Annotated in this window: 22 protein-coding genes and 1 pseudogene; 12 read left to right on the top strand and 11 right to left on the bottom strand. The window is 71.9% G+C overall.

The window, feature by feature from the left end:
- Positions 1–41 precede the first annotated feature (41 nt).
- The 3 genes from RH864_RS15325 (at position 42) to RH864_RS15335 (ending at position 2,919) form a co-directional block, all read left to right on the top strand.
- A complete protein-coding gene (locus RH864_RS15325) occupies positions 42–962 on the top strand; it encodes an aminoglycoside phosphotransferase family protein (protein WP_310518440.1) in 921 nt (306 codons plus the stop codon).
- 121 nt (positions 963–1,083) lie between these two features.
- Positions 1,084–2,013, top strand: coding sequence for an LPXTG cell wall anchor domain-containing protein (locus RH864_RS15330; protein ID WP_310518441.1), 930 nt, complete (start codon positions 1,084–1,086; stop codon positions 2,011–2,013).
- A gap of 144 nt (positions 2,014–2,157) precedes the next feature.
- A complete protein-coding gene (locus RH864_RS15335; RefSeq protein ID WP_310518442.1) occupies positions 2,158–2,919 on the top strand; it encodes a Pr6Pr family membrane protein in 762 nt (253 codons plus the stop codon).
- Between the two features lie 72 nt (positions 2,920–2,991).
- On the opposite strand, the gene RH864_RS15340 is transcribed toward RH864_RS15335, so the two are convergent.
- Positions 2,992–4,725, bottom strand: coding sequence for an L-aspartate oxidase (locus RH864_RS15340; protein ID WP_310518443.1), 1,734 nt, complete (start codon positions 4,723–4,725; stop codon positions 2,992–2,994).
- A 76-nt stretch (positions 4,726–4,801) separates the two neighbouring features.
- On the opposite strand from RH864_RS15340, the gene RH864_RS15345 reads away from it, so the two are divergent.
- Together RH864_RS15345 and RH864_RS15350 are read left to right on the top strand one after the other, a co-directional pair.
- Positions 4,802–5,770, top strand: coding sequence for a LysR family transcriptional regulator (locus RH864_RS15345; RefSeq protein WP_310518444.1), 969 nt, complete (start codon positions 4,802–4,804; stop codon positions 5,768–5,770).
- A 61-nt stretch (positions 5,771–5,831) separates the two neighbouring features.
- Positions 5,832–6,788 carry a TIGR03557 family F420-dependent LLM class oxidoreductase gene (locus tag RH864_RS15350; RefSeq protein ID WP_310518445.1) on the top strand — a complete coding sequence of 319 codons (957 nt, stop codon included), beginning with the start codon at positions 5,832–5,834 and terminating at the stop codon, positions 6,786–6,788.
- An 89-nt stretch (positions 6,789–6,877) separates the two neighbouring features.
- Here RH864_RS15350 and RH864_RS15355 read toward each other — a convergent pair whose 3' ends face one another.
- Genes RH864_RS15355 through RH864_RS15365 form a run of 3 tightly spaced genes read right to left on the bottom strand, consistent with a single transcriptional unit; the run spans position 6,878 to position 8,675 of the window.
- Entirely contained in the window at positions 6,878–7,456 is a 579-nt protein-coding gene (locus tag RH864_RS15355; protein ID WP_310518446.1) for a DUF3618 domain-containing protein, read from the bottom strand.
- Positions 7,453–7,887, bottom strand: a complete 435-nt coding sequence (locus RH864_RS15360) for a phage holin family protein (RefSeq protein ID WP_310518447.1) — start codon at positions 7,885–7,887, stop codon at positions 7,453–7,455. Before RH864_RS15360 ends, RH864_RS15355 begins: the two co-directional genes overlap by 4 nt.
- Entirely contained in the window at positions 7,887–8,675 is a 789-nt protein-coding gene (locus RH864_RS15365; protein ID WP_310518448.1) for a hypothetical protein, read from the bottom strand. Before RH864_RS15365 ends, RH864_RS15360 begins: the two co-directional genes overlap by 1 nt.
- Positions 8,676–8,934: 259 nt before the next feature.
- Here RH864_RS15365 and RH864_RS15370 point away from each other — a divergent pair, with 259 nt between their 5' ends.
- Positions 8,935–10,461 (top strand): helix-turn-helix domain-containing protein, encoded by a 1,527-nt coding sequence (locus RH864_RS15370; RefSeq protein ID WP_310518449.1) that lies wholly within the window; start codon positions 8,935–8,937, stop codon positions 10,459–10,461.
- A gap of 71 nt (positions 10,462–10,532) precedes the next feature.
- Here RH864_RS15370 and RH864_RS15375 read toward each other — a convergent pair whose 3' ends face one another.
- Positions 10,533–10,955: a YybH family protein gene (locus tag RH864_RS15375; RefSeq protein WP_310518450.1), complete on the bottom strand. Its 423-nt coding sequence runs from the start codon at positions 10,953–10,955 to the stop codon at positions 10,533–10,535.
- Positions 10,956–11,110: 155 nt separating this feature from the next.
- Here RH864_RS15375 and RH864_RS15380 point away from each other — a divergent pair, with 155 nt between their 5' ends.
- Positions 11,111–12,553 carry an NAD(P)/FAD-dependent oxidoreductase gene (locus tag RH864_RS15380; RefSeq protein ID WP_310518451.1) on the top strand — a complete coding sequence of 481 codons (1,443 nt, stop codon included), beginning with the start codon at positions 11,111–11,113 and terminating at the stop codon, positions 12,551–12,553.
- Positions 12,550–12,909 (top strand): cupin domain-containing protein, encoded by a 360-nt coding sequence (locus tag RH864_RS15385; protein ID WP_310518452.1) that lies wholly within the window; start codon positions 12,550–12,552, stop codon positions 12,907–12,909. Before RH864_RS15380 ends, RH864_RS15385 begins: the two co-directional genes overlap by 4 nt.
- A 62-nt stretch (positions 12,910–12,971) precedes the next feature.
- Here RH864_RS15385 and RH864_RS15390 read toward each other — a convergent pair whose 3' ends face one another.
- The 3 genes from RH864_RS15390 to RH864_RS15400 form a co-directional block, all read right to left on the bottom strand.
- A complete protein-coding gene (locus RH864_RS15390; protein ID WP_310518453.1) occupies positions 12,972–13,691 on the bottom strand; it encodes a winged helix-turn-helix transcriptional regulator in 720 nt (239 codons plus the stop codon).
- Between the two features lie 13 nt (positions 13,692–13,704).
- On the bottom strand, positions 13,705–14,163 hold the full coding sequence (locus RH864_RS15395) for a VOC family protein (RefSeq protein ID WP_310518498.1): 459 nt from the start codon (positions 14,161–14,163) through the stop codon (positions 13,705–13,707).
- A 241-nt stretch (positions 14,164–14,404) separates the two neighbouring features.
- Positions 14,405–16,132, bottom strand: a complete 1,728-nt coding sequence (locus RH864_RS15400; RefSeq protein ID WP_310518454.1) for a PucR family transcriptional regulator — start codon at positions 16,130–16,132, stop codon at positions 14,405–14,407.
- A gap of 182 nt (positions 16,133–16,314) precedes the next feature.
- Here RH864_RS15400 and RH864_RS15405 point away from each other — a divergent pair, with 182 nt between their 5' ends.
- The 3 genes from RH864_RS15405 to RH864_RS15415 all read left to right on the top strand — a co-directional run bounded on the left by RH864_RS15405 (position 16,315) and on the right by RH864_RS15415 (position 21,094).
- Positions 16,315–17,799 carry a CoA-acylating methylmalonate-semialdehyde dehydrogenase gene (locus tag RH864_RS15405; protein ID WP_310518455.1) on the top strand — a complete coding sequence of 495 codons (1,485 nt, stop codon included), beginning with the start codon at positions 16,315–16,317 and terminating at the stop codon, positions 17,797–17,799.
- Between the two features lie 84 nt (positions 17,800–17,883).
- Positions 17,884–19,290 carry an aspartate aminotransferase family protein gene (locus RH864_RS15410; RefSeq protein ID WP_310518456.1) on the top strand — a complete coding sequence of 469 codons (1,407 nt, stop codon included), beginning with the start codon at positions 17,884–17,886 and terminating at the stop codon, positions 19,288–19,290.
- Positions 19,291–19,462: 172 nt separating this feature from the next.
- Positions 19,463–21,094 carry a flavin monoamine oxidase family protein gene (locus RH864_RS15415; protein ID WP_310518457.1) on the top strand — a complete coding sequence of 544 codons (1,632 nt, stop codon included), beginning with the start codon at positions 19,463–19,465 and terminating at the stop codon, positions 21,092–21,094.
- 31 nt (positions 21,095–21,125) lie between these two features.
- Here RH864_RS15415 and RH864_RS15420 read toward each other — a convergent pair.
- From RH864_RS15420 to RH864_RS15430, 3 genes and pseudogenes are all read right to left on the bottom strand, one after another.
- Positions 21,126–21,725 (bottom strand): annotated as a pseudogene (locus RH864_RS15420) (Pr6Pr family membrane protein); the annotation flags it as partial.
- A gap of 171 nt (positions 21,726–21,896) precedes the next feature.
- On the bottom strand, positions 21,897–23,102 hold the full coding sequence (locus RH864_RS15425; RefSeq protein ID WP_310518458.1) for an acyl-CoA dehydrogenase family protein: 1,206 nt from the start codon (positions 23,100–23,102) through the stop codon (positions 21,897–21,899).
- Positions 23,099–24,271, bottom strand: coding sequence for a CaiB/BaiF CoA transferase family protein (locus RH864_RS15430; RefSeq protein ID WP_310518459.1), 1,173 nt, complete (start codon positions 24,269–24,271; stop codon positions 23,099–23,101). Before RH864_RS15430 ends, RH864_RS15425 begins: the two co-directional genes overlap by 4 nt.
- Positions 24,272–24,469: 198 nt before the next feature.
- Here RH864_RS15430 and RH864_RS15435 point away from each other — a divergent pair, with 198 nt between their 5' ends.
- On the top strand, positions 24,470–25,834 hold the full coding sequence (locus tag RH864_RS15435) for an NAD-dependent succinate-semialdehyde dehydrogenase (RefSeq protein WP_310518460.1): 1,365 nt from the start codon (positions 24,470–24,472) through the stop codon (positions 25,832–25,834).
- Positions 25,835–25,903 lie beyond the last annotated feature (69 nt).

A 25,903-nucleotide genomic window follows, 5' to 3' on the forward strand; every position in this document is an offset into this window, starting at 1 on the left:
TTCTTCTGCGTCGCGGAAGATCCCGGCGGTAGCGTGAGGCGATGACGCGCATGCACGACGACGAGGTCGTGATCGACAGCGCGCTCGTCACCGGTCTCGTGAGCACCCAGTTCCCCGAATGGGCCGACCTGCCGATCACGCGGATCGAGTCGTATGGCACCGACAACGCCATCTACCGGCTCGGCGACGAGCTCTCGGTGCGACTGCCGCGGATCCCGTGGGCGGTCGCGCCGGTCCAGCGCGAGTTCACGTGGCTGCCGCGTCTCGCGCCGGCCCTCCCGGTCGAGGTGCCGGTGCCCGTGGCGCTCGGCGCCCCGGGCTCCGGGTTCGACTGGCCGTGGACCGTCTGCCGCTGGCTCGAGGGCGCGCATCCCGCGGTCGAGGGCGGCCGGGACGATGACGCGGGGCTCGCGCGCGACCTCGCCCGGTTCGTGCGTGCGATGCGCGCGCTCGACCCGGCGGGAGCGCCGGTGACCGCCTGGCCTCGGCCGCTGCACGAGGAGGACGAGTTCGTGCGCGCGGCCATCGGCCGGCTCGCCGGCGAGCGCGGCGAGCTCCACGACGCTCGCGACACCGTGCTCGCGATCTGGCACGAGGCGCTCGCCGCCCCGCGCCACGATGGCCCGCCCGTCTGGATCCACGGCGACCTCACGCCCGGCAATCTCCTCGTGCGCGACGGCCGCCTCTCGGGCGTGCTCGACTTCGGTGCGATGGGACTCGGCGATCCTGCGAGCGACCTCCGTGTGGCCTGGAACCTGCTGTCTCCCTCCGCCCGCGGGGTGTTCCGTTCCGAGGTCGGCGCGGACGGTGCGCTCTGGGCGCGGGCGCGCGGCTGGGCTCTGCTGCAGGCGCTCGCGCAGCTGGTCTATTTCACCGACCGGACCACGTTCACAGACCGCAATCCGCCGCTCACCGCCGGCGCCCGCCACGTCATCGCAGCCCTGTCCGCCGAGCGCGCGTAGCAGCGCAGTGCGACATGGGAAGTCCTGCCCATGGAGACGGCTTTCCGTATTGGGGTAGGTTGGGAGTCACTCGTTTGCGGGCCATCGTGTCCGTTTTCCCTACCGAACGAAGGATCCTCCCTTGGCTCACTCTGCCTCACGCCGCCGCCTCGGCGCGCTCGTCGCCGCCGGCGCGCTCACGCTCGGCGGGCTCGTCGCCGCATCGCCCGCCGCGGCCGAACCGATCGAGCCCTACGAGGGCGTCATCGAGCTCAGCAAGACCAGCTTCCCCGCCGGAGACTGGGAAGACGGCTTCACCGTGACCGGATACGGCTTCGACCCGACCATCCCGACCGCCGAGTTCGGCATCGGCTCGATGGGCGAGAACGGCGGCGGCGGGATCTACAGCACGGAGATCGACGTCGCCGAGGACGGCACGATCGAGGCGCACATCGTCCCCGACGCCGCGACCCAGGCCCCGGACGCCGACGGCTACCCGGTGTACGCCGCGTCCGTGACGCAGCGCGCGGCCGAGGGCGGCGTCGACCGCTGGGTCTACTCGAACTCGGTCGACATCACGATCACCGAGGGTGCCTCCGTCGCGATCGCGGGCGACGTGACCCCTGAGGCCCTCGCGGCCGGCGTCTCCGCACAGTTCGCGGGCTTCGGCGCCGAGGAAGAGGTCGAGTACGGCTTCGGGCTGCTCCGCTACACCGAAGAGACCGAGCTCATCGACGAGTCGTACGGCACCGCCGTTGCCGACGCCAACGGCGCAGGCACCGTCTCCGCCGCCCTCGCGGGCGCCGAGGTGGGCGACACGCTCGCGGTCTTCGTCGACGGTCTCGAGAGCGGCCGCATCGCCGAGTTCTACGTGCAGGTCGTCGCGCCCGCTCCCGCCCCCGAGCCCACCCCGGTCGACCCGGCCCCGGCCCCTGCGGCTCCCGCGGGTGACGTGAACCGGCTCCCCGACACGGGTGTCGACCTCGGCATCGGCCTCTCGGCGCTCGCGCTCCTCGTCCTCGGTGCCGGCGCGATCCTCGTGACCCGCCGCACCCGGGCGACGCAGCGCTGATCCCAGCACGCTGAACGCCCGCGCATATCTCTGCGCGACCATGTCAAGTGCCGCCCCGCTCACCGCGGGGCGGCACTTCTTCGTTCCGGACGCCGTCAGATCGGGTCTGGTCACCGATGCGGAGAGTGTGCAACCATAACGTCGATGTCCACGACGCGATCCTCATCGACCACACCGCCGGCGCCGCAGATCGATCTCAGGGCGCGCCTCGCGCGCTGGTGGTTCGGGACGATCGCCGTGGTCGTCGCCGCCGCGCTCCTCATCCAGATCGTGCTCATCTTCACGGGCGGGCAGGACGTCAACTCCGGCGAGTCCACCGCCGGCGAAAGCCTCGCCACCAGGTTCGTGCGGCTGTTCAGCTTCTTCACGATCCAGAGCAACCTCTTCGTGCTGGTCACGTCGATCGCGTTGGCGATCAACGTCACGCGCGACGGCAAGCTCTGGCGGGTCATCCGTCTGGACGCCCTGCTCGGCATCATCATCACCGGGCTCGTCTACGAGACCATCCTCGCGCCGCTCGTCCACCCGGAAGGGTGGGCGCTCGCGGCCACCATCGGGTTCCACTACATCTCGCCGTGGGCCACGCTCATCGGCTGGCTCATCTTCGGGCCGCGCCCGCGCAGCACCTGGCTGACGACCGTGCTCGCGTTCATCTGGCCGCTGGCCTGGCTCGTCTACACGTTCGTGCACGGCGCGGTCACCGGCTGGTACCCCTACCCGTTCCTCGATGTCGCGACCATCGGCCTGGCCGACTCGCTCCGCAACTCGGGCGTGATCCTGCTCATCGGCATCGTCATCGCCGTGGTGCTGACCCTCCTCGACCACCACCTGCCGTCGCTCGTCAAGGACCGCGCTCGCACCCCGGAACCCGCCCCCGACCGCGCCTCCGAGCCCACCCGCACCTGACCCCTCGCCCCCTCCCCCACGCTCACCCGTCGAGCGTGCGGGAGGGGTGGGAGGCCAGGCGAGCGGCGCGGGCTACTCGACGAGCTTGCCGGCGACGGACACCTCGCGCATGAGCGCGGCGATCTCGGCCGGGATCGGCGGGATCTCCTCGCGGGTCACCCCCGTCGAGGGCGACCACACCAGGTTCACCTGCAGGCCCGAATCGAGCTCGGGGTGGTCGCTGCGGTTGTGGCAGCCCCGCGTCTCACGCCGTTCGAGCGCGGCCTCGAGCGTCGCGCGCGCGGCGAGCGCCGCGGACTTCAGGTCGAACGCGTGCGCGAGGTCGTGGAACCCCGCGAGGTCGGGGTGCACGCCGATGTCGGCCGTGCGCGCCTCGATCGCGTCGAGCTCGGCGAGCCCCGCCCGGAGGCCGGCTTCGTCACGCACGACGCCCGCGTGCTCGGTCATCGTGTCGCGGATCGCGCGCTGCAGGGCGCGCACGTTCTCGGGTCCGGATGCCTCGAGCAGGGCATCGATCTCGGCGCGCGCCGTGGCGACCGCCGCGGCCGACCGGGTCTGCGCCGGCAGCGCGGCCGAGTACGCGGCAGCGGCCTGCCCGACGATGCGCCCGAACACGAGCAGCTCGATGAGCGAGTTGCCGCCGAGCCGGTTCGCACCGTGCAGCCCGGACGACGCCTCACCGATCGCGTACAACCCCGGGACATCCGTCGCGTGGTCCTCGGGCCGCACCCACACGCCGCCCATCGAGTAGTGCGCCGTCGGCGCGATCTCGATCGGCTCCTTCGTGATGTCGAGCAACTGCAGCTCGAGCATGGTCTGGTACACGCGAGGCAGCCGGGTCATGATCGTCTCGCGCGGCAGGTGCGAGACGTCGAGCCAGACGCCGCCGTTCGGCGTGCCGCGGCCCTCCTTGATCTCGGTGTAGCACGCGAGCGCGACGCGGTCGCGCGTGGAGAGCTCGAGCCGCTCGGGGTCGTACTTGTGCATGAACCGCTCGCCGAGCCCGTTGCGCAGGATGCCGCCCTCGCCGCGCGCCGCCTCGGAGATCAGGGTGCCCGCAGCGCTCTCGGGCTCGATGATGCCGCTCGGGTGGAACTGCACGAGCTCGGGGTCGCGCACGCGGCCGCCGGCCTCGACGGCGAGCCGCCACGAGTCCCCGGTGTTCTCGTCGCGCCGTGACGACGTCCGCCGCCAGATGCGGTTGTGACCACCCGCGGCGAGGATCACCGCGTCGGCGTGGATGAGGTACCGGGTGCCGTCCTCGAGGTCGAACCCGTAGGCGCCGAACACGGCGCCGTCCTCGTTCACGAGGAGGCGGGTGACGTAGACCGTGTCGAGCACCGGGATCTGCAGCTGCGTCGCGCGGTTGACGAGCGCGCGCTGGATCTCGAGGCCCGTGTAGTCGCCCGCGAACGCCGTGCGCCGGTAGGTGTGCGCACCGAAGAACCGCTGCGAGATGCGGCCGTCGTCCTCGCGCGCGAAGGGCATGCCGTAGCGTTCGAGGTCGTCGATGCCGCGGGCCGCGCCCGAGGTGACGATCTCGACCGTGCGCGGATCGGCGAGCAGGTAGCTCTCGGTGATGGTGTCGGCGGCGTGCTGCTGCCAGCTGTCGTCGGCGTCCATGGTGCCGAGCGCGGCGTTGATGCCGCCCGCGGCGAGCGACGTGTGCGCGTCGGACTTGGGGCGCTTGCCGAGCGCGAGCACATCGACGCCCGCCTCGGCCAGCTCGATGGCCGCGCGGAGGCCGGATCCGCCCGTGCCGATCACGAGGACGGTGGTGGAGAGTCGTCGTTCGGAGATGCTCACGAGTCCAAGCTAGGCACGAGTCGAGAATTACTCCAATGCATCTTCGACCTGGATTCGATAGCCGTAGGCTATGGATATGAATCTCGACCAGCTCCGCGGATTCGTCGAGATCGCCCGCCTCGGCAACTTCACGCAGGCCGCGGACCGGCTGCACCTCGCTCAGCCGTCGCTCAGCCGGCAGATCGCCACGCTCGAGCGCGACCTCGGCGCCGAGCTGTTCCAGCGCGCTCGCGGGGGCAGCACCCTCACGACCGCGGGCGAGGCGCTGCTCCCCCTCGCGCGGCGCATGCTCGCCGACGCGGAGCGCGTGCGCCGCGAACTCGCCGAGCTCGCCGGGCTCCGTCGCGGACGCGTACGCCTCGGCGCGACGCCGACGCTCTGCATCAGCCTCGTGGCCGAGGTGCTGAGCGCGTTCCACGCCGCGCACCCCGGCATCGAGCTGCACGTCTCGGAACACGGATCACGGCGCCTGCTCGACGAGCTCGCCGGCGGCGAGCTCGACCTGGCGCTGATCACGACGTCGAACGCGTCCTCGACCGAGCGCTTCACCGTCGCCCCGCTGCTCGTCGAGGAGCTCGTGGTGATCTCGTCGAGCGCCGCGCCGCCCGTGACCGAGCATCGCGCGATCCGTCTCGCCGAGGTGGCCCGGCTGCCGCAGGTCGTCTTCAGCTCCAGCTACGACCTGCGCGGCACGACGGATGCCGCGTTCGAGGCCGCCGGGCTCACACCCGAGATCGTGGTCGAAGGCCCCGAGATGGACGCCGTGCTGCGGTTCGTCGAACGCGGCATCGGGGTCGCGATCGTGCCGGCCATGGTCCTCATCGAGCGGCCGGGGCTCCGCGCCGTCCGGCTCGAGGAGCCCACGCTCACCCGCACGATCAGCGTCGCGCGCACGGCCGAGCTCGCGCCGGCGGCCGCGGTGCAGGTCATGCAGGAGACCATCGCGCGCACGGCGACCTCGCTCGCGGTCGGCTCCGGTGCGACCATGCGGCTCGCCGATCCCTCGCCCGAGTACACGCCCGGGTCGGGGCGCGCAACGGGCTGACGGATGCCTCGGGCGTTTCGTATCGTCACGACGAACCACTCACGACCCACGGAGGAGCGTCATGACGCAGTACGGATACAAGCTCGCGGCCGAGGGGTTCGGCCCCGCCGAACTGATCCGCCAGGCGCAGCTCGCGGAGCAGGCCGGGTTCGACTTCGTGGAGATCAGCGATCACTACCACCCCTGGCTCGACGTCCAGGGGCACTCCCCGTTCGCGTGGACCGTGCTCGGCGCCATCGCCGCCACGACCGACCGCATCGGCCTCGCGACCGGCGTCACCTGCCCCACCGTGCGATACCACCCGGCGATCATCGCGCAGGCCGCCGCCACCCTCCAGCTCGTCTCCGACGGCCGGTTCGCGCTCGGCGTCGGCTCAGGCGAGCGTCTCAACGAGCACGTCGTCGGTCGCGGGTTCCCGGCCGCCGACGAGCGGCAGGACCTGCTGCGCGAGGCCCTCGAGATCATCCGGCTGCTGTGGCAGGGCGGCTACCAGTCATACCGCGGCGAGTTCCTCGATCTCGAGGACGCCCGGGTGTTCGACCTGCCCGACGTCCTGCCCGAGATCATCGTCGCCGCGGGCGGCCCGCAGGCCGCGCGCATCGCGGCCGAACTCGGCGACGGGCTGTTCGGCACGGAGCCGAAGCCCGAGCTGTTCGAGGCGTTCCGCGGGGCGGGTGGCGAGGGTCCTGCCTACGGCGAGGTCGGCCTCGCGTGGGCCGAGACCGAGGACGCCGCGGTGCAGCACGCCTTCGAGACCGCGCGCTGGTCGCTCACCGGCTGGAAGGTCATGGCGGAGCTGCCGAACCCGGCCAACTTCGAGGCATCCGCCGCGCTCGCCCGCCCGGAGGACATCGCCGAGGCGATGCCGTGCGGGCCCGACGCCGCCACGCACCTCGAGGCCATCCGCGAGTACGAGAAGGTCGGCTACGACCACGTCGTGCTCATGAACAACGGCCCCGACCCCGACCGCTTCATCGACTTCTTCGCCCGCGAGCTGAAGCCGATGTTGGTCGAGTAGCGAAGCGTATCGAGACCCGGCGAGCGATCCGAGGATCGGTCACCGGGTCTCGATACGGCGCTGGCGCGCCTACTCGACCAGCGAGGGCGTCAGCTTCGCTGCTGCTGCGCCTCGTCCTTGACGTCCGAGGCCGCGGCCTTGCCCTCGTCGGCGACGGTGTGCGCCGCGTCCGTGGCCCGCTCCTTGACCGCCTCGGCGGCCTCCTTCGCGGGCTCCTTCAGGTGCTCGGCCGTCTCCTGGGCGACCTCCTTGACCTGGTCGACGAGCGGCTCCGCCGCCTCCTTCGCCTTGTCGGCCGCCTGCTGCTCGACCCGCGTGGACGGGATCAGCGACGCGACGAGCCAGCCGACCCCGAAGGCGATGAGGCCCACGGCGACCGGGTTGCCGCGCGTCGTCGACGCGACCTTGTGCGGGGCGTCCTTGACGGCGTCTCCGGCGTGGTGCGCGGCGTCGCCGACGTGCGACATGGCGCCGTGCGCCGTGCTTCCGGTGTCGTCGGCGACTCCCATGACCTTCTCCTTCAGCGTCGTGAACCCCTGGCGCACCCGGCGTGTCTTCCGGTCCACGATCTTGGAGGGGTTCACCTTGTCGGCGAGCGCGTCCACGTCTTGGCCGAGGTCGGCCCTCGTCCGCTCGATGTCCTGGCGGATCTCGTCGGGGTTGCTCATCGGTTCTCCTCATTCCTCTTCAACGTGTCCGGGATCTCCTTCAGGGTGTCGACGGTCTGCGGTGCGCCGTCGATGTCCTCGATCTCCTTCTTGCCGGTCATCGCGAGGACCGCTGCGACGATGCCCCAGATGACGGCGACGATGAGCGCCGACCAGGCATTGCCGATCAGGTACCCGAGCGCCCACCAGGCGGCGATCGACACGAAGACGAGAGCCAGCAGGCCCGCGACGCCCGCGCCGCCGAAGAGACCGGCGCCCTTCCCCGCCTTCTTCGCGGACTCCTTCAGCTCGGCCTTCGCGAGCTCGACCTCCTGGCGGAGCAGCGTCGACAGGTCCCGGGAGACCTCCTGCAGCAGCTGCCCGAGCGACTCGCGTTCGGCTTGCCGTTCCGATGGGGTCTGCGGTTCGAATCCGGGTCTGTTGTCGGTCATCAGAGCCCGCCCGTCCCCGGGGTGAGCCCGCCGGGCTGCGCCGTACCCGGCCCGCCGACGGCCCCGCCGGGTACCGCCGGGTTGCCGATGGTCGTCGTCGCGGGCGGTTCGGTCGCGCGCGGGGGCGTCACGGGCGGAGCCGTCACCGGCGGCACCGTCACCGGCGGCACCGGCCGCGTCGCGGTGCCCGGCGTCGTGCCGCCGCCCCGGCGCGCCGCACCCGAGTCACCCGAGCCACCCGAGGAGCTCGCAAGCGCGCGGGTCAGCCGACCCGCGACCAACCCCGCACCGGCCGCGACCGCGAGGAAGACCCCCGGGCGCCGGCGAGCGAAGCGCTTGACCTCCTCGAGCAGGTCCTTCGGATCGCGCTGGTCGAGCCATTCGCCGACCTGGCCGACCCGGCGTCCGGTGTCGCGGACGAGGTTCGCGGCCATGCCGGAGCCATCCGTGTCGCCGTCGGCCATGCGCTCGAACTGCGAGCCGACGTCGCGGATGCCGCCGGCGACCCTCGACTGCTGGTGCGCGGCCTGGCCGCGCAGCTCGTCGCCCACCTGGCTCACGAGGCGGCGCGCCTGCGTCTTGGTCTCGCTCGCGACTCCGCGCGTCTCGTCCTTCGCCACGTCGACGACGTGCTTGCCGGCGTCGCCGGCCTCCGAGGCCACGTTTCTGGCCTGCTCACGAAGGTCGGAGGAGCCTCCGCCGCCGGATGCGCCGCTCCCCGCACCGCCGGAGGACACGCTTCCTGGCGCTCCGGAGCCGTAGGGGTCGGATGAAAACGTGTTCGTCATCGTGTGCTCACTTCCTGTCTCCGCCCGGTTCCCGCGATCGCAGGGTGGGTTCACTTGCTCCCATTGGCGGAAGCGGATGCCTCGGCCGGTTGTGCGCCAACGCTAAGAACCCGCTTCCGTGGCCTATAGGCCCTTGCGATGACCTTCACCGGCGCGTATAACCGCGAGGCACGAATTCATGCGGAGAGCCGACATCACGTTGTGAAACTTTGAGGAAGTTCTGTTTGTCTCGGCGCGTGCTCCATGTGAGCATCGACTCATGTCCATCGTCGAACCGCGCTCCCGTCGGGCCTCGGCCGAGCCCCTCGGCACGCCGAGCCGCCACGCCGCCGGCGAGGCATCCGACCCGTCGGGCGATGAGATCGACGCGCTGACCCTCGGGCGGCGCATCCGCGACCGGCGCACCGCGGCCGGGATGACGCTCGGCGCCCTGGCGGAGGCGATCGATCGCGCACCGAGCCAGGTGTCGGCGATCGAGAACGGCAAGCGCGAACCGCGCCTGTCCATGCTGCGCACGATCGCGTCGGCGCTCGGCACGACCGCCGACGAGCTGCTCAGGCCCGACGCGCCCTCGGAGCGCGCCGCGCTCGAGATCGCCGTCGAGCGTGCACAACGCGGGCCGGTGTTCGGCGCGCTCGGGCTCGAGCCGTTCCGCGTCGCGAAGTCGATGAGCGACCAGACGCTGCGCACGATCCTCGCGCTCCATCACGAGATCGACCGCCTGCACCGTGAGCGCGCGGCGACGCCCGAGGAGGCGCGGCGCACGAACGCCCAGCTGCGCGCCGAGATGCGCGCGCGCGACAATTTCTATCCCGAGCTCGAAGCCCAGGCGGCCGAGCTGCTCGGCGCCGTCGGGCACACGGGCGGGCCGGTCTCGCACCAGCTGGTCGCCGACATGGCGAGCCACCTCGGGTACTCGCTGCACTACGTCGGCGACCTGCCGCACTCGACCCGCTCGGTTACCGACAAACGGCACGGCCGCATCTACCTGCCGACCGCGCCGACGTCGTCGCGCGACTCGCGCTCGCCGATCCTGCAGGCGCTCGCGAGCCATGCCCTCGCCCACGAGGAGCCGAGAAATTACGGCGAATTTCTTCGCCAGCGGATCGAGACGAACTACCTCACCGCCGCGATCCTGTTGCCCGAGCAGGCGGCCGTGCGCTACCTCACCGAGGCGAAGAACCTGCGCCGCATCTCGATGGAGGAGTTGCGCGACCATTTCGCCGTGACCTACGAGACCGCGGCGCACCGATTCACGAACCTCGCGACCGCGCGGCTCGGCATCCCGGTGCACTTCATGAAGGTGCACGAGTCGGGCACGATCATCAAGGCCTACGAGAACGACCGGGTGCGCTTCCCGTCGGATGCCCTCGGCGCGGTCGAGGGCACCACGGTCTGCCGGAACTGGACGGCGCGCACGGTGTTCGACGTCACCGACCGGTTCAGCCCCTGGTACCAGTACACGGACACGTCGTCGGGCACGTTCTGGTGCACATCGCGCATCGAGAAGGCCAAGGAGGGCGAGTACTCGGTGTCGGTCGGCGTGCCGTTCGACCACGTCAAGTGGTTCCGCGGCCGCGAGACCCCGCATCGCGCGGTGTCGCGCTGTCCCGATGAGTCCTGCTGCCGTCGCGCCCCCGAGGCGCTCGCGACGCGCTGGTCGGATGCCTCGTGGCCCGCGGCTCGCACGCCCACGAGCCTGCTCGCGGCACTGCCGACCGGTTCGTTCCCGGGCGTCGACCAGACCGAGGTGTTCGAGTTCCTCGAGGCGCACGCGCCGCGCTGACGCGGGTTGCCGTCACGTTCTGCGGGTGCCCGGGCGCAATGACCCGCGAATACTGACGGCGACCTCTCCCGTCAGGTCTCCAAGCGGGGCCGCACCGCCAGGGCCGGCGGGTGGTCGCCGTGCCGGTGCACGATGCGCCAGGCGTCGTCGATGCGGCGGTAGACGTGGGTCACGCGGATGGTGATCTCGGTCGGGTCGGCGCCGTCGACCCGCACGACGCCCCGCTCGAACCCGACGGTGAATGCGGTGTCCTCGCCCACCTGCACGGTCTCGTACTCGGGCACGAGCGTGCCGTCGCTGAACCGGCTGGCGACCCAGTCGAGCGTCGCCATGACGTTGCCGTGCCCCTGCTCGATCGTGCCGAACGCGCCGAACAGCGTCACGCCGTCGTCGTGCGCCCAGCACGCCTGATACGGCCGCGCATCCCCCGCACCCATCGCGGCGAGCGCGTGGGCGGTGCGCCCGAGCGTCTCCTGGAACTCAGCTCCGGTCATACCTCTGGTCTATCAGGTGCCGGTGCACGCACGTCGCGGCGATGCCCACCGGACGACCCGTCCGGCCGAGGCATCCGTTCGCGACATCGCGCACTGGCGCGACCACCGGCCGCCCGGCGAGGATGGAGTGAACCGTCCGACTTGGAGCCGCGCCCGTGGGAACCACCGTCTTCGAACGCCGCCGACCGCCCGCGAGCGTGATCGCGCACAGTCTCGCGCGCGCCGAGCAGCGCGTGTTCTGGCTCGACGACCTCCCCGTGAGCGCCGCCCGGCCGCCGCTCACGGGTGAGCACGTCGCCGAGCTCGCGATCATCGGCGGTGGCTACACGGGCCTCTGGACGGCCGTGCTCGCGAAGCGCCGGAACCCCGAGGCACGCGTCGTGCTCGTCGAGGGCCGTACGGTGGGCTGGGCCGCGTCGGGGCGCAACGGCGGGTTCTGCGAGGCGAGCCTCACGCACGGCCGGGAGAACGGGCTGACCCGGTGGCCCGACGAGATCGACACCCTCGACCGTCTCGGCCTCGAGAACCTCGACGCGATCGAGGCCGACCTCGCCGCATGGGGTGCGGACGCCGAGTTCGAGCGCGTCGGCGCGCTGAGCGTCGCGGTCGAACCGCACCAGGTCGAGTGGCTGCACGAGCTCGCGGCGGACGCCCGCGCACGCGGCGACGACACGCTGCGGCTGCTCGACGAGCACGAGGCCCGGGCCGCCCTCGCGTCGCCGACCTACCTCGGCGCCGTGTGGGAGACCCGCACCAACGCGCTCGTGCACCCAGGAAAGCTCGCGAGCGAGCTCGCCCGCATCGCCGAGGACGCGGGCGTCGAGATCTTCGAGCACTCGCCAGTGCGGCGCATCGAGACGCCCGGGTCGACGGGTGCGGTCTCGGTCCTCACCGATCGGGGCCGGGTCCGCGCGAAGCACGCGGTGCTCGCGACGAACGCCTTCCCGTCGTTGCTGAAGCGCAACCGGCTCATGACGGTGCCCGTGTACGACTACGTGCTCATGACCGAACCGCTGTCGGCCGAGCAGCTCGCGGCGATCGGCTGGCGCGACCGGCAGGGCGTCAGCGACCTCGCGAACCAGTTCCACTACTACCGGCTGACCCGCGACCAGCGCATCCTGTTCGGCGGGTACGACGCGATCTACCACTCGGGCGGGCGGCTGCGCACGGGATACGAGGACCGCCGCGAGTCGTTCGAGAAGCTCGCGGCGCACTTCTTCACGACGTTCCCGCAGCTCGAGGGGCTGCGGTTCACGCACCGCTGGGCGGGCGCGATCGACACGTCGACCCGCTTCTGCGCGTTCTTCGGCACGGCCCGCGACGATCGTGTCGCGTACGCGAGCGGCTTCACGGGGCTCGGCGTCGCGGCGACCCGGTTCGCCGGCGAGGTCATGCTCGACCTGCTCGAGCGGCGCGAGAACGAGCGCACGACGCTGCGCATGGTGCGCGAACGGCCGCTGCCGTTCCCGCCCGAGCCCGCGGCGTCGATCGGCATCAACGCGACCCGGTGGTCGCTCGACCGCGCCGACCACGACCGCGGTCGCCGCAACCTCCTCCTGAAAACCCTCGACGCACTCGGATTGGGATTCGATTCATGAACGACGCTCCTCGCCTGACCGGCGGCCGGCTCACGGATGCTCCGGGACTGGCCCTGACCCACGAACCCGTCTCCTCGGACCAGGTCGTGGCCGGCACACCGGCCACGGGGTACGTCCGCCTCGATCAGGCCGAGGGCCGCACGGTCGGGGTGTGGGAGATGACGCCCGGCGCGATGCGCGACGTCGAGGCCGACGAGGTGTTCGTGGTGCTGTCGGGCGAGGCGACCGTCGAGTTCGACGAGCCCGCGCTGCCGCCGATCGAGATCGGCCCCGGCTCGGTCGTGCGTCTCGAGGCCGGCATGCGCACGGTCTGGACGGTGCGCGAGACGCTGCGCAAGGTGTACGTCAGCCCCTGATGCGCGTGCGGCCGCCGCTCGGCGCTGCACGCCCGCACTCGTGCGCCCGCGATCGTGAGGCGTCAGGCGACGGATGACTCGTCGGCGGCGTGGGCCGCATCGACGCCCGGGTCCGGCGTGATGCGGAACGTGCGGAGGAAGCGCTCGAGCAGCTCGTCGCCGCCGGCCAGCACCGTGGCCGAGCGCGGGCCGTCGCCGAGCAGCGGGCGGAAGCCGGCGACGTCGACCGCGAGCTCGAGCACGTCGGCGGGCGGCGGAGCCGCGAGCCGGCGGCGTGGCTGCGGCAGCGCGCCCGGCCCGATCGCGACGACGTCGAGCGCACCGTCGGCGACGACGGCCGAGATCGACACGTCGGCCACGTGCAGCACGTATTCGGTGCTCGGCAGCGTGCGCGAGACATCCGCCTGGAATGCCGCGCGCAGCGCGACGGCGAGGGCGTCGGCGGTGAGCACCTCGCCCTCGGCGGGTTCGCCGAGGGCCGACCAACCCCATCGCTCGAGTGCGAGCACGACGGGCTCGAGCCCGCGCCCGAGCGCGGTGAGCTCGTAGCCGCCGCGCACGGTCGGCACGCGGCGGATGACGCCGGCCTCCTGCAGCTCTTTCAGCCGGTCGCTCAGGATGTTCGTCGGGATCCGCGGCAGCCCGGCCTTCAGATCGCTGTACCGGCGCGCGCCCGCGAGCAGGTCGCGGACGATGAGCAACGCCCACCGTTCCCCGACCCGCTCGACGGCGCGAGCCACGCCGCTGTACTGCCCGAAACCGCGCGTCGCGCGGGCTGCCATGTGCGCGCGCCGATCAGGCGGACGCCGGTGCGTCGGCTCCCTGGCCGGACATGTACGCCTCGGGTCCCTGTTCGGCGGCCTGGGGCTCCATGTAGAGGAAGCTGAGGTTGTTGCCGTCGGGGTCGTCGAGGTCGCGCGAGTACATGAAGCCGTAGTCCTGCGCCTCGCGCGGCTCGGTGCCGCCGGCGGCGAGCCCGCGCTCGAGCGCCGCGTCGACCTCTTCGCGCGAGTCACGGCTGAGCGCGATGCTCATCTGCGCCTGCGTCTGGGGGTCGATGATCTGCTTGTCGGTGAACGTGCCGAGGTACTCCTTGGTGAGCACCATGAAGTAGATCGTGTCGCTGAGCACGACGCACGCGGCGTTGTCGTCGGTGAAGTTCGGGTTGATCGTGAAGCCGAGCGCCGTGTAGAACGCCTTCGCGCGTTCGAGGTCGGTCGTCGGGAAGTTCACGAAGATGCTGGTCTCGGCCATGAGGTCCTCCGGTGATTCGTCGATGATCCGGGTTGCGAGCACCAGCTTGCTCTTTGCAAGTAAACTTGTCAATAGCAAGTAAACGGATGCCTCGCGGCGGCGCCGTGCTCCGTCGCCGCCCGTTCCTTGCTCAGGAAGATCGGGCGGATTGGCGGCGTGCCGCGGCTCGACACGCCGCGCGCGGCGCGCAGCTTCCTGAGCAAGAACGATCACAAGAACGAAGAACGAACCCAGGGGCGTGTCAGCGGCGCGAGGCGCGGCGGACGAGCAGTGCGAGGTGCAGCGCGGTCTGCGTCTCGCCGTCGTCGAGGTCCACGCCGAGCAGGTCCTGGATCAGCGTGAGCCGCTGATAGAACACCGATCGCGAGAGATGCGATGCGGTCGCCGCGGCGGTCCGGTTCGCCGGATGCGCGAGCACCGCACCGAGCACCTCGAGCAGGTCGCCCTGCCGCCGCAGGTCGTGCTCGACGAGCGGTGCGAGCATGCGCTCACCGTGCTCGAGCACACGCTGGTCGTCACGGAGGCTCGCGACGAGCCGCACGAGCGGCCGGTCATCGGCCCGCCGGAGGACCGGCCCGCGGCCGGTGAGACGGCCGGCCCCGGCGGCGGCGGCGCCCGCGGCGGAGGCTGCGGCGAGGCCGGCGGTCGCACCCGCCCGAGCGAGATCGATCGCCTCCTGCAACGACGCGATCCCGGCCTCGAGCCCCTCGCCCGCGGCTCCGATGTCGAGCACGAGGTGTTCCACGCCGGCCGGCACGAGCCCGTGCGCGAACGCTCGCGCCGCGCGATCGGTGAGCTCGTCGCCTCCCGGGATGGACAGCAGGAGCGCGGTCGCGACCGACCGCCGCACGTCGTGGGTCGATGCCTGCCGCCGATCGGCCTGGCCCGAGCCGCGTGCCAGGCCTTCGGCTCCCGTGTTCGGCACCGGCACCGTCATGGCCAAGGCCCGGGCGCCGATCGTGCGCGCCGCGGCGTCGGCGACCTCGGGCGCGATCGGCTCGCCCGTCGCGACCACGCCGACGAGCCGCGCGCCGACGACCGGCAGCCCCGCCGCCTCGACTCTCGCCGTCGCCGCCTCGACCCCGCTGAAGCGCCCGGCGAGCAGTGCTTCGAGCAATCGCTGCCGACCGGTCCTCGCCCACTCGTCGACGCCGCCGTCGGCCAGCCGGCCCAGCGCGAGCGCGATGGCTCCCTGCTCGAGCACGCCCGCGCGACCGGCCGGGTGCACCGGGCCCGGCAGCGCGATGAGGCGTCCCCAGCGGATGCCTCGGGCCTCGACCGACACGATCAGCCAGCCGTCTCCGTCGTCGATCCGGGCGTCCGCCCCGTGCGGCCCGGCGTCCGGCGCATCCGCGATCACGCCGGCACGCGCGCGCCTCGACCGCGCCTCCCAGTCGCCGAACAGTTCCTCCTCAGCGCCCGGCGGCACCTCGGCCGTGACGATCTCGTGCGCGAGGTTCTCGAGCACGACCGGCGCGTCGAGCGTCTGGGCGAGCCGGTGCACGATGAAGTCCGCGGGCGATCCGCGCAGGGCGAGCGCGGTGAACTGCGCGCGCACCTCGTCGCGCGCGCGGAGCGCGGCGGTCTGCTCGGAGATGATGTGCCGGTGCACGGCCTCGGTGAGCGCGACGAACTTCACCTCGCGGTGCAGCACGACGAGCGTGAGCCCGTGCCGGCGGGCCGCGTCGACGATGATCGCCGGCACGTAGCGGAAGTGCACTCCGAGCTCGAGGACGAGCCCCGCGACGCCCGCACCGACGAGGCCCGCGACGAACGCCTCGAGCTCGGCCGGCTCCGCCGGCCACCCCGACCCCGTCGACAGCAGCAGCTCACCGCCGTTCAGCAGGCGGGCCACGTCGGCGCTGTCCGAGACGTGCACCCAGCGCACGCGGGCCGCGAGCCCGGCGTCGCCCGTGAGCACCTCGGGCCGCCCGTCGGCGACGGCCCCGAGACCGAGCACCTCGGCCACCGTGGGATGACTCTCGTCAAGGGAGGCGTGGCTCGGACGATCCGTACGGAAATCATCGTGTTCACGACGCTCTGACACTCGATCGCCCTTCGATCCGCTGCAATGCTGGGATCTCACAGCCTACTCCGCGCCCGGTCGATCCGTCCGGGGCCGACCTCCCGCAGCAACTCGAAGGGATCCGCATGAGCCTCATCCGCCACCACATCGCCGGTCAGGAGACCGGTGCGGCCGTCCGCACCGGCCCCGTCTTCAACCCCGCAACGGGCGAACAGCAGCACGAGGTCGCGTTCGCGTCCACGGCCGAGGTCGAGGCGGCGATCCAGGCCGCGAAGGCCGCCCTCCCCGGGTGGCGCGCGACGGGCCTCATCAAGCGCGCCGACGTGTTCTTCCGGCTGCGGCAGCTGCTCGTCGAACGACAGGACGAGCTGGCCGCGATCATCACGAGCCAGCACGGCAAGGTGCTCGACGACGCCAAGGGCGAGATCAGCCGCGGCATCGAGAACATCGAGTTCGCCGCGGGGCTCGTACACCTGCTGAAGGGCGAGCACGCCCAGCAGGTCGCGCGCGGCGTCGACGTGCACTCGGCCAAGCAGCCGGTCGGCGTCGTCGGCACGATCACGCCGTTCAACTTCCCGGTCATGGTCCCGCTGTGGATGACCGCCTCGGCGATCGCGTGCGGCAACACGGTCGTGCTGAAGCCCTCCGAGAAGGACCCGAGCGCGTCGGTGTTCCTCGCAAAGCTGTTCGAGGAGGCCGGCCTGCCCAAGGGCGTCCTGAACGTCGTGCACGGCGACAAGGTCGCGGTCGACGCGATCCTCGACTCCCCCGACGTGAAGGCCGTGAGCTTCGTCGGCTCGACGCCGATCGCCCGGTCGATCTACCAGCGCGCGAGCGAGAACGGCAAGCGCGTCCAGGCGCTCGGCGGCGCGAAGAACCACATGGTCGTCATGCCCGACGCCGACCTCGACGGCGCCGCCGACGCGGCCATCTCCGCCGCCTACGGCTCGGCTGGCGAGCGCTGCATGGCCGTGTCGGTGCTCGTCGCCGTCGGCGACGTCGCCGACACGCTCGTCGAGAAGGTCGCGTCGCGTATGGCGAACCTCAAGATCGGCGACGGCACGGATGCCTCGAGCGAGATGGGTCCCCTCATCACGCGCGAGCACCGCGACAAGGTCGCCTCGTACGTGACCGGCGCCGCCGCCGAAGGCGCGACCGTCGTGGTCGACGGCACGGCGCAGCGGTTCGACAGCGACGGCTTCTTCGTCGGCGTCTCGCTCGTCGACCACGTGAAGCCCGGCATGAAGGTGTACGAGGACGAGATCTTCGGGCCCGTGCTGTCGGTCGTGCGCGTCGAGACGTACGACGAGGCCGTCGAGCTCATCAACGCGAACCAGTTCGCCAACGGCGTCGCGATCTTCACGCGCGACGGCCGTACGGCCCGCTCGTTCGAGCTCGACATCGAGGTCGGCATGGTGGGCGTGAACGTGCCCATCCCGGTGCCGGTCGGCGCGTTCTCGTTCGGCGGGTGGAAGAACTCGCTGTTCGGCGACTCGCACATCTACGGTCCCGAGTCGATCCACTTCTACACGCGCTCCAAGGTCGTCACCACGCGGTGGCCGAACCCGTCCGAGTCGCAGATCAACCTCGGCTTCCCGAGCAACCACTGACCATCGCTGGTCGAGTAGCGAGCGTATCGAGACCCGGATCTCGATACGCTTCGCTACTCGATCAACGGCTTGAAGGAGCATCCGATGACCGACACCCTGACCGACGCGCCGACGTACACCGACCGCGCGGGCGCGACCCACGCCCTGCCCGACGCCGAGGCCGACGCGCGCGTGCGCGCCGACGACCGCGCACACGTCTTCCATTCCTGGAGCGCGCAGGCGCTCATCGACCCGATGCCCGTCGCCGCGGGCGAGGGCTCGACCTTCTGGGACTACGAGGGCAACGCCTACCTCGATTTCAGCTCGCAGCTGGTGAACCTGAACCTCGGCCACCAGCACCCCGACCTCGTCGCGGCGATCCAGCAGCAGGCAGGGCGCCTCGCGACGATCCAGCCGATCATGGCGAACGACGTGCGCGGCGAGCTCGCCCGCCGCATCGCCGAGGTCGCGCCCGCCGGGCTCGACAAGGTGTTCTTCACCAATGGCGGCGCCGACGCCAACGAGTACGCGGTGCGCATGGCGCGCGCCGTCACGGGCCGGCGCAAGGTGCTGTCGATGTACCGCAGCTACCACGGCGGCACGGCGACCGCGATCTCGCTCACGGGCGACCCGCGGCGCTGGGCCAACGAGCCGTCCGACGGCTCGGTCGCGCACTTCTTCGGGCCGTACCCGTACCGCTCGGCGTTCCACGCGACGACGCCCGAGGAGGAGACGCAGCGTGCACTCGCGCACCTCGAGCAGGTCATCACGCTCGAGGGCGCGTCGACCATCGCCGCGATCATCATCGAGACGGTCGTCGGCACGAACGGCGTGCTCGTGCCGCCGCCCGGGTACCTCGCGGGCGTGCGCGAGCTGGCCGACAAGTACGGCATCGTCTACATCGCCGACGAGGTCATGGTCGGATTCGGCCGGGTCGGCGAGTGGTTCGCGGTGCAGCACTTCGACGTCGTGCCCGACCTGATCACGTTCGCGAAGGGCGTGAACTCGGGCTACGTGCCGCTCGGCGGCGTCGTCATCTCGGACCGCATCGCGTCGCACTTCGACACCGTGGCGTTCGCGGGCGGGCTCACCTACTCGGGGCATCCGCTCGCGTGCGCCGCCGGGGTCGCGACGTTCGAGGTGTTCGAGCGCGATGGCATCCTCGAGCGCGTGCGCGACCTCGGGTCCCGCGTCGTCGAGCCGCGGCTGCGCGAGATCGCCGCGGCGCACCCGTCGGTCGGCGACGTGCGCGGGCTCGGGCTGTTCTGGGCGATCGAGCTGGTCCGCGACCGCGAGACCCGCGAGCCGCTGGTGCCGTTCAACGCCTCGGGCACGGATGCCGCGCCCATGGCCGCGGTCGCGGCCGCCTGCAAGCAGGCCGGCGTGTGGCCGTTCATCCACTTCAACCGGATGCACGTCGCCCCGCCGCTCGTGATCACGGAAGCCGAGCTCACCCGCGGCCTCGACGTGATCGACGACGCCCTCTCGGCCGCCGACGCCGCGATCGCCTGACCTCCCCCGCCCACTCGCTGGTCGAGTAGCGAGCGCCAGCGAGCGTATCGAGACCCGGTGACCCGGTCTCGATACGCGTGCTCGTCCCTCGCGCGCTACTCGACCAACGGGAGGACGCGCGCTCGCTCCTCGCGCGCTGCTCGACCAACGCCGGGCGGATAGCCTGGTGAGCATGGACTCGCAGGGCGGCCCGGGCATGCCCCGGCGCGGATTCCTCGCGGCGGCGCTGGCCGGAGTGACCTCCGTCGTGCTCGCGGCGTGCACCGCGCCGTCACCCACGCCGACCCCGACGCCGAGCGCGACTCCGACCCCGAGCCCGACCCCGACGCCCACTCCCACTCCCCTTCCGCCGGGCGTCCCGGAGCCCACCGCGATGCGCCGCAGCGCCTGGGGCACCGACCCGTACGCGCGCGGCGCGTTCAGCTTCGACGCGATCGGCACGACCGCGGAGCGGCGCGCGCAGCTCGCCAGGCCGGTGCTCGACCGGGTCTTCTTCGCGGGCGAGGCGGTCGCCACCGAGGCCCCGGGGACCGTGGCCGGTGCACTCGCCTCCGGGCGCGACGTGGCCCGTCGCGTGGCCCAGGTCGCCGAGCCGGGTGAGCGCATCGCGATCATCGGCGCCGGCATCGCCGGGCTCGCGGCCGCGAACGAGCTGCGGGGGCGGCGTGCCGGCCGCGACGACCCCGAGGCCGACGACGCCGAGGCCGAGGACGCCGAGCGCAGCGACGCCCCCGACTTCGAGGTCGTGGTGATCGAGGCGCGCGACCGCGTCGGCGGTCGCATCCAGTCCGTCGACGACGACGCCTTCGGCGGCTCGATCGAGCTCGGCGCGCTGTTCCTGCCAGGCGGCGACCCAGGCGGCGACCCGGGCGACGACCCGGCCGGAACCGTCGACGGTGCCCTCGATGAGCTGCTCGACGAGGCATCCGTCGACACCCGCGACCTCACGCCGCCCACCGACGCGCGCACCGTCGGCGGCGTGTGGGCGCCCATCCAGCCGACGGGCGCCGAGGCGCTCGCGGCCGCGCACGCGTGGGCGCAGACCTGGCCGTTCGACGTCGGACTCGACACCGCCCTGCTCGGCAGCGGCGCCGACCAGCTGTCGAGCGAGCCCGGCACCGACGGGGTCGCACCCGTCGACTGGCTGGGGTACGCCCTGATGAGCGGTGTCGAGCCCGTGACGGGCGCCCGGCCCTCGCTGGTGTCGGCGCAGACCTTCGATCCGGCCTCGGCGATCCCGCCGGCCCGGTTCGTCACCGGCCGGCTGTCCGACGTGATCGACGAGCTCGCGGCGTCCGTCGACGTCGCGCTGTCGAGCGTCGTCACGAGCATCGCCTACACCGCGGACCGGGTGAGCCTGCGAATGGGCACGGGCGAGTCCCTGCGCGTCGACCGCGTCATCGTCACGGTCCCGCTCGGCGTGCTGCAGACCGACACGATCGAGTTCAGCCCGAGGCTGCCGCGGCCGCATCAGCAGGCGATCGCGGTCTTGGGCATGGGCACCGTCGACCTCGTCTGGCTGCGCTTCGACGACGCGTTCTGGCGGGCGGATGCCACGGACGAGCAGGCGGCTCAGGAGGTGCTGACCGTGGTCGGCGGCCCGGGCACGGTCGCCGCCTGGGTCGACGTGGGGCTCGCCGGGCGGGGCGACGAGCCCGTGCTCGTCGGCATCATCGCTGCGGAGCAGGCTCGACGGCTCGAGGAGCTCTCGGACGACGAGTTCCGGGCTGAGGTCCTGGCCGATCTCGTGCCGTTCGCGCCCGAACCCACAACCGACGATTCAGCCACACCAGAGCCGACGTGATCGCGAGGAAGATCGCGAGCACGAGGGCGCAGTAGGCGGCGACGCCGCCGTAGCCGCCGACCTGCGTCTCGTCGAGGAAGAAGTACGGGTACCAGCCGACGTCGTCGCCGCGGACGAGCGTGTACCAGAGCCACACCGACGGGAAGAGGAGCACCCAGCCGATCGTCGGCCACGGCACACGCGGATTGACCCCGAGGATGCTGTCGGTCGTCCACGCGACGAGCGCGAGCGCCGGCACGACGAAGTGCAGCAGGGTGTCCGACCACGGCACGTCGATGCGGTAGTCGACGGTCGAGGCCTGCATGACGATCAGCCCGAACACGATCCCCGAGATGACCACGTACACGGTCACCATGGTGCGCACGACGCCCAGCCAGGCCGGGTCGCGCGGGGCGAGCAGGGCGAACAGCCCGGCGACGATGAGGGTCGCGACCGCGAGGAACGCCGACTGGATCGTGAAATAGCTGAAGAAGTTCATGGTCGCGAAGAGCCGGAAGCCCAGCACGTACTGGAAGTTCCCGACGATCGCCACGACCTCGAGCACCGCGACCGCGAGCCGGAACCAGCCCAGCGCCCGGCGCACCCGGCGCACGCGCGCGTCGGGGGCAGCGTCGGGCGCGGGCGGTGGCATGCCTCCAACGCTACGCGTCCGCCGCCGCCGGCCCGGTCGGGTTGCCGCGTCGACGACATGACGCCGTATGGCATTCCCTCGCCGCTGGTCGAGTAGCGGAGCGTATCGAGACCTCGTTCCGGGTCTCGATACGCTCGCTGACGCTCGCTACTCGACCAGCGGGGCGCCGCGTCAGAAGGCGCTGAGCCCCGTGAGCGCGCGCCCGATGATCAGCTGGTGGATCTCGTCGGTGCCCTCGTAGGTGCGCACGGACTCGAGGTTCGCGGCGTGGCGCATGACGGGCCACGCGTTCGTGATGCCGTCGCCCGCGAGGATCGACCGCGCCTCGTGCGCGATCTGCAGCGCCTCGCGCACGCTGTTGAGCTTGCCGACCGAGATCTGCGCGGGCGTGAGCGCGCCGCGCTCCTTCAACCGGCCGAGGTGCAGTGCGAGCAGCAGCCCCTTCTCGACCTCGAGCAGCAGGTCGGCGAGCTTCGCCTGCGTGAGCTGGTTCGCCCCGATGGGCTTGCCGAAGACCTCGCGCGTGATCGAGCGCTCGAGCGCGGCCTCGAGGCACGCGCGCGCGGCGCCCATGGCGCCCCACACGATCCCGTACCGCGCCTCGTTGAGGCAGCCGAAGGGCCCTGACAGACCGGATGCCCCGGGCAGCAGCGCGTCCGCGGGCAGGCGCACCCCGTCGAGCTCGACATCGCACTGCACCGACGCGCGCATCGAGAGCTTGCCGTCGATCGGGGTCGCCGTGATCCCGGGCGTCGAGGTCGGCACGACGAAGCCGCGCACGGCGCGGGCACCCTCCCCGGCCGTGTTCGCTCCCCCCGACTCGTCCTCGACGCGCGCCCACACGATGGCGACGTCCGCGAGCGAGGCGAGGCCGATCCAGCGCTTCGCGCCATCGAGGACCCACTCGTCGCCGTCGCGCCGCGCGACCGTCGTCATCGCGGCCGGGTCGCTGCCGCCCTGCGGCTCGGTGAGCGCGAAGCAGCCGATGAGCTCCCCCGCGGCCATGCCGGGCAGCCACCGCTGCTTCTGCGCCTCCGAGCCGTACTTCGCGATCGCGCTCATGGCGAGCGAGCCCTGCACCGACACGAACGTGCGCCAGCCCGAGTCGGCGGCCTCGAGCTCGAGGCAGACGAGGCCGTACGAGACGGCGCCGGCCCCGGCGCATCCGTACCCCTCGAGATGCATGCCGAGGAAGCCGAGCTCACCGAGCTCGCGCACGAGCTCGCGGCGGAAGTGCTTCGCCTCGAAGTCCTCCTCGATGACCGGCATGATGCGCTCCTGCGCGAACGCGCGCGCCTTCTGCTGCCAGGCCCGCTCCTCGTCGGAGAGGAGGGCGTCGAAGTCGAACACCTGATCGATGCGCGGCGCGGTCGTCACTCGGGGTCCTTTCGGTGGTGCCGGCCGGCGGGATCGAGCCGGTCGGCGGCATGGAGCCAGTCGGCGCCCGCGTGCTCGTCGAGCGCGGGCGGAGGGGTGCGGTACACGGGTGGGGTCGCCGACAGGCCGATCGGGTCGGCGACCGACCGGCGGCCGTCGAGGTCGACGACGGGGTCGAGGCCCAGGGACTCCGCGAACGCGATCGCCTCGGCGACGTCGTGCACGAGTCCGGCCGGCACGCCGGCGTCGGCGAAGATCCCGGCCCACTCGGTCGCGGGCCGGGTCGTCAGCACGGCCTCGAGTTCGGCGCCGAGCTCGTCGCGGTGCGCGACGCGCGCCGGGTTCGTCGCGAAGCGGTCGTCGTCGCCGAGCGTCTCGCGTCCGATCAGCCGCACGAGCGTGCGGAACTGCCGGTCGTTGCCGACCGCGATGACGAGCTCACGGTCGGCGGCGCGGAACACCGCGTACGGCGCGATGCTCGGGTGCTGGTTGCCCATGCGCTTCGGGGCACGCCCGGTCGCGAGCGTCGAGCCCGCCTGGTTGGTGAGCGCTGAGAGCAGCCCCTGCAGGAGGTTCACCTCGACGCGCTGGCCCCGGCCGGTGCGGTCGCGCTCGCGCAGGGCGAGCAGGATTCCCGCGACCGCGTTCTGCCCGGTGATGACGTCGACGAGCGCCACGCCCGCCTTCGCGGGCTCGCCGCCGGGGTCGCCCGTGATCGACATGAGGCCCCCGACCGCCTGCACGAGCAGGTCGTACCCGGCGAGGCCCGCCCCGGCCCCGGCGCCGAATCCCGTGATCGAGCAGAACACCACGCCGGGGTTCGCGGCGCGGATGTCGTCGTACGCCAGCCCGAACCGGGCCATGACGCCCGGCCGGAAGTTCTCGATCACGACGTCGGCCGTCTCGGCGAGCCGGCGCGCGTCGGCGAGCCCCGCATCGGTCGCGAGGTCGAGGGCGACGGAACGTTTGTTGCGGTTCACGCTGCCGAAGTACGTGGCCTCGCCCGAGGCATCCACCGGGGGCTTCCACTCTCGCGTGTCGTCACCCGCGGGCGGCTCGATCTTGATGACGTCGGCGCCGAAGTCGGCGAGCAGCATCGTGGCGTACGGTCCGGCGAGCACGCGAGAGAAGTCGGCGACGCGGATCCCGTGCAGCACGCCCTCCGGCACGTCGTCCTCCTCGTTCCGTCTGCGGCCACCCTACTCATCGCCCCGGGCACGGCTCATGTACGGGCCGTCGAAACGACGTCGCGGATGCGACACACCGTCCAGGTGCGCCGGGGGTCGTGGGACGTAGGCTGAGCACAGGTGTGCACCGCGTCACCGCCCGGTCGATCAATCGCGGGCACCGTCGGAAGAGGAGCGTTCATGAGCTACGCCGTGGTCAATCCGGCAACCGGAGAGACGGTCAAGACCTACCCCACGATCAGCGACGCCGACCTGCAGGCCGCGATCGCCGATGCCTCGGAGGCGTACCGCACGTGGTCGCGGTCGACGACGGTCGAGGAGCGCGCCGCGCTCGTCCGCCGCGTCGGCGAGCTCCACGTCGAACGTCGCGAGCAGCTCGCGGACATCATCGTGCGCGAGATGGGCAAGCCCACCGAGCAGGCGCTCGGCGAGGTCGACTTCGCGGGCGCGATCTACGAGTACTACGCCGACCATGCGGCGGACTTCCTCCAGGACGAGCAGATCACGCTGCTCGACGGCGAGGGATCCGCGGTCATCCGCCGTTCGGCGCTGGGCGTGCTGCTCGGCATCATGCCGTGGAACTTCCCGTACTACCAGGTCGCCCGGTTCGCAGGCCCCAACCTCATCATCGGGAACACGATCCTGCTGAAGCACGCCGAGCAGTGCCCCGAGTCGGCTGCGGCGATCGAGCAGATCCACCTCGATGCCGGCTTCCCGAAGGGCGCCTACGTCAATATCTACGCGACCCACGACCAGATCGAGACGGTCATCGCCGACCCGCGCGTGCAGGGCGTCTCGCTCACGGGCTCGGAGCGTGCCGGTGCGAAGGTCGGCGAGCTCGCCGGGCGTCACCTCAAGAAGGTCGTGCTCGAGCTGGGCGGCTCCGACCCGTTCGTGCTGCTCTCGACGGACGACCTCGACGCGACCGTGCAGAACGCCGTCGACGCGCGCCTCGACAACAACGGCCAGTCGTGCAACGCGGCGAAGCGCTTCGTCGTCATCGACGAGCTGTACGAGCCGTTCCTCGAGAAGTTCACGGCCAAGCTCGCGGAGGTCGAGGCGGTCGATCCGACGGCCGAGGACGCCGCGCTCGGCCCGCTGTCGTCGCTCAAGGCGGCCGAGAACCTCGACGAGCAGGTCAAGCGCGCGGTCGAGCACGGCGCCAAGCTCGTGCACGGCGGCACGCGCGAGGGCGCCTTCTTCCAGACGACGGTGCTGACGGATGTCTCGCCCGAGAACCCCGCCTCGAAGGAGGAGTTCTTCGGACCGGTCGCACAGGTCTACCGTGCGACCGACGAGGCCGACGCGATCCGCATCGCGAACGACACGCCCTACGGTCTCGGCTCGTACGTCTACACGACCGACGAGGAGCAGGCGCTCCGCGTGGCCGACTCGATCGAGGCCGGCATGGTGTTCGTGAACGTCGTGCTCGCCGACGGCGCCGAGCTGCCCTTCGGCGGCATCAAGCGCTCGGGCTCGGGCCGTGAGCTCGGCCGCTTCGGCGCCGACGAGTTCGTCAACAAGAAGCTCATCCGCATCGGCTGAGCGCGTCGGTCGAGCAGCACGCAACGACGTCGCACCCACCCGCTGGTCGAGTAGCGAGCGAGGAACGAG

This window comes from Agromyces aerolatus (assembly GCF_031432255.1).
GTDB lineage: Bacteria > Actinomycetota > Actinomycetes > Actinomycetales > Microbacteriaceae > Agromyces.

What these genes read in the sequence shown, in the direction of transcription:
- RH864_RS15325 (WP_310518440.1), top strand. Translation starts at nt 42, where the DNA reads ATGACGCGCATGCACGACGACGAGGTCGTGATCGACAGCGCGCTCGTC.
- RH864_RS15335 (WP_310518442.1), top strand. Translation starts at nt 2,158, where the DNA reads ATGTCCACGACGCGATCCTCATCGACCACACCGCCGGCGCCGCAGATC.
- RH864_RS15345 (WP_310518444.1), top strand. Translation starts at nt 4,802, where the DNA reads ATGAATCTCGACCAGCTCCGCGGATTCGTCGAGATCGCCCGCCTCGGC.
- RH864_RS15350 (WP_310518445.1), top strand. Translation starts at nt 5,832, where the DNA reads ATGACGCAGTACGGATACAAGCTCGCGGCCGAGGGGTTCGGCCCCGCC.
- RH864_RS15355 (WP_310518446.1), bottom strand. Translation starts at nt 7,456, where the DNA reads ATGAGCAACCCCGACGAGATCCGCCAGGACATCGAGCGGACGAGGGCC.
- RH864_RS15360 (WP_310518447.1), bottom strand. Translation starts at nt 7,887, where the DNA reads ATGACCGACAACAGACCCGGATTCGAACCGCAGACCCCATCGGAACGG.
- RH864_RS15365 (WP_310518448.1), bottom strand. Translation starts at nt 8,675, where the DNA reads ATGACGAACACGTTTTCATCCGACCCCTACGGCTCCGGAGCGCCAGGA.
- RH864_RS15370 (WP_310518449.1), top strand. Translation starts at nt 8,935, where the DNA reads ATGTCCATCGTCGAACCGCGCTCCCGTCGGGCCTCGGCCGAGCCCCTC.
- RH864_RS15375 (WP_310518450.1), bottom strand. Translation starts at nt 10,955, where the DNA reads ATGACCGGAGCTGAGTTCCAGGAGACGCTCGGGCGCACCGCCCACGCG.
- RH864_RS15385 (WP_310518452.1), top strand. Translation starts at nt 12,550, where the DNA reads ATGAACGACGCTCCTCGCCTGACCGGCGGCCGGCTCACGGATGCTCCG.
- RH864_RS15390 (WP_310518453.1), bottom strand. Translation starts at nt 13,691, where the DNA reads ATGGCAGCCCGCGCGACGCGCGGTTTCGGGCAGTACAGCGGCGTGGCT.
- RH864_RS15395 (WP_310518498.1), bottom strand. Translation starts at nt 14,163, where the DNA reads ATGGCCGAGACCAGCATCTTCGTGAACTTCCCGACGACCGACCTCGAA.
- RH864_RS15405 (WP_310518455.1), top strand. Translation starts at nt 16,315, where the DNA reads ATGAGCCTCATCCGCCACCACATCGCCGGTCAGGAGACCGGTGCGGCC.
- RH864_RS15410 (WP_310518456.1), top strand. Translation starts at nt 17,884, where the DNA reads ATGACCGACACCCTGACCGACGCGCCGACGTACACCGACCGCGCGGGC.
- RH864_RS15415 (WP_310518457.1), top strand. Translation starts at nt 19,463, where the DNA reads ATGGACTCGCAGGGCGGCCCGGGCATGCCCCGGCGCGGATTCCTCGCG.
- RH864_RS15435 (WP_310518460.1), top strand. Translation starts at nt 24,470, where the DNA reads ATGAGCTACGCCGTGGTCAATCCGGCAACCGGAGAGACGGTCAAGACC.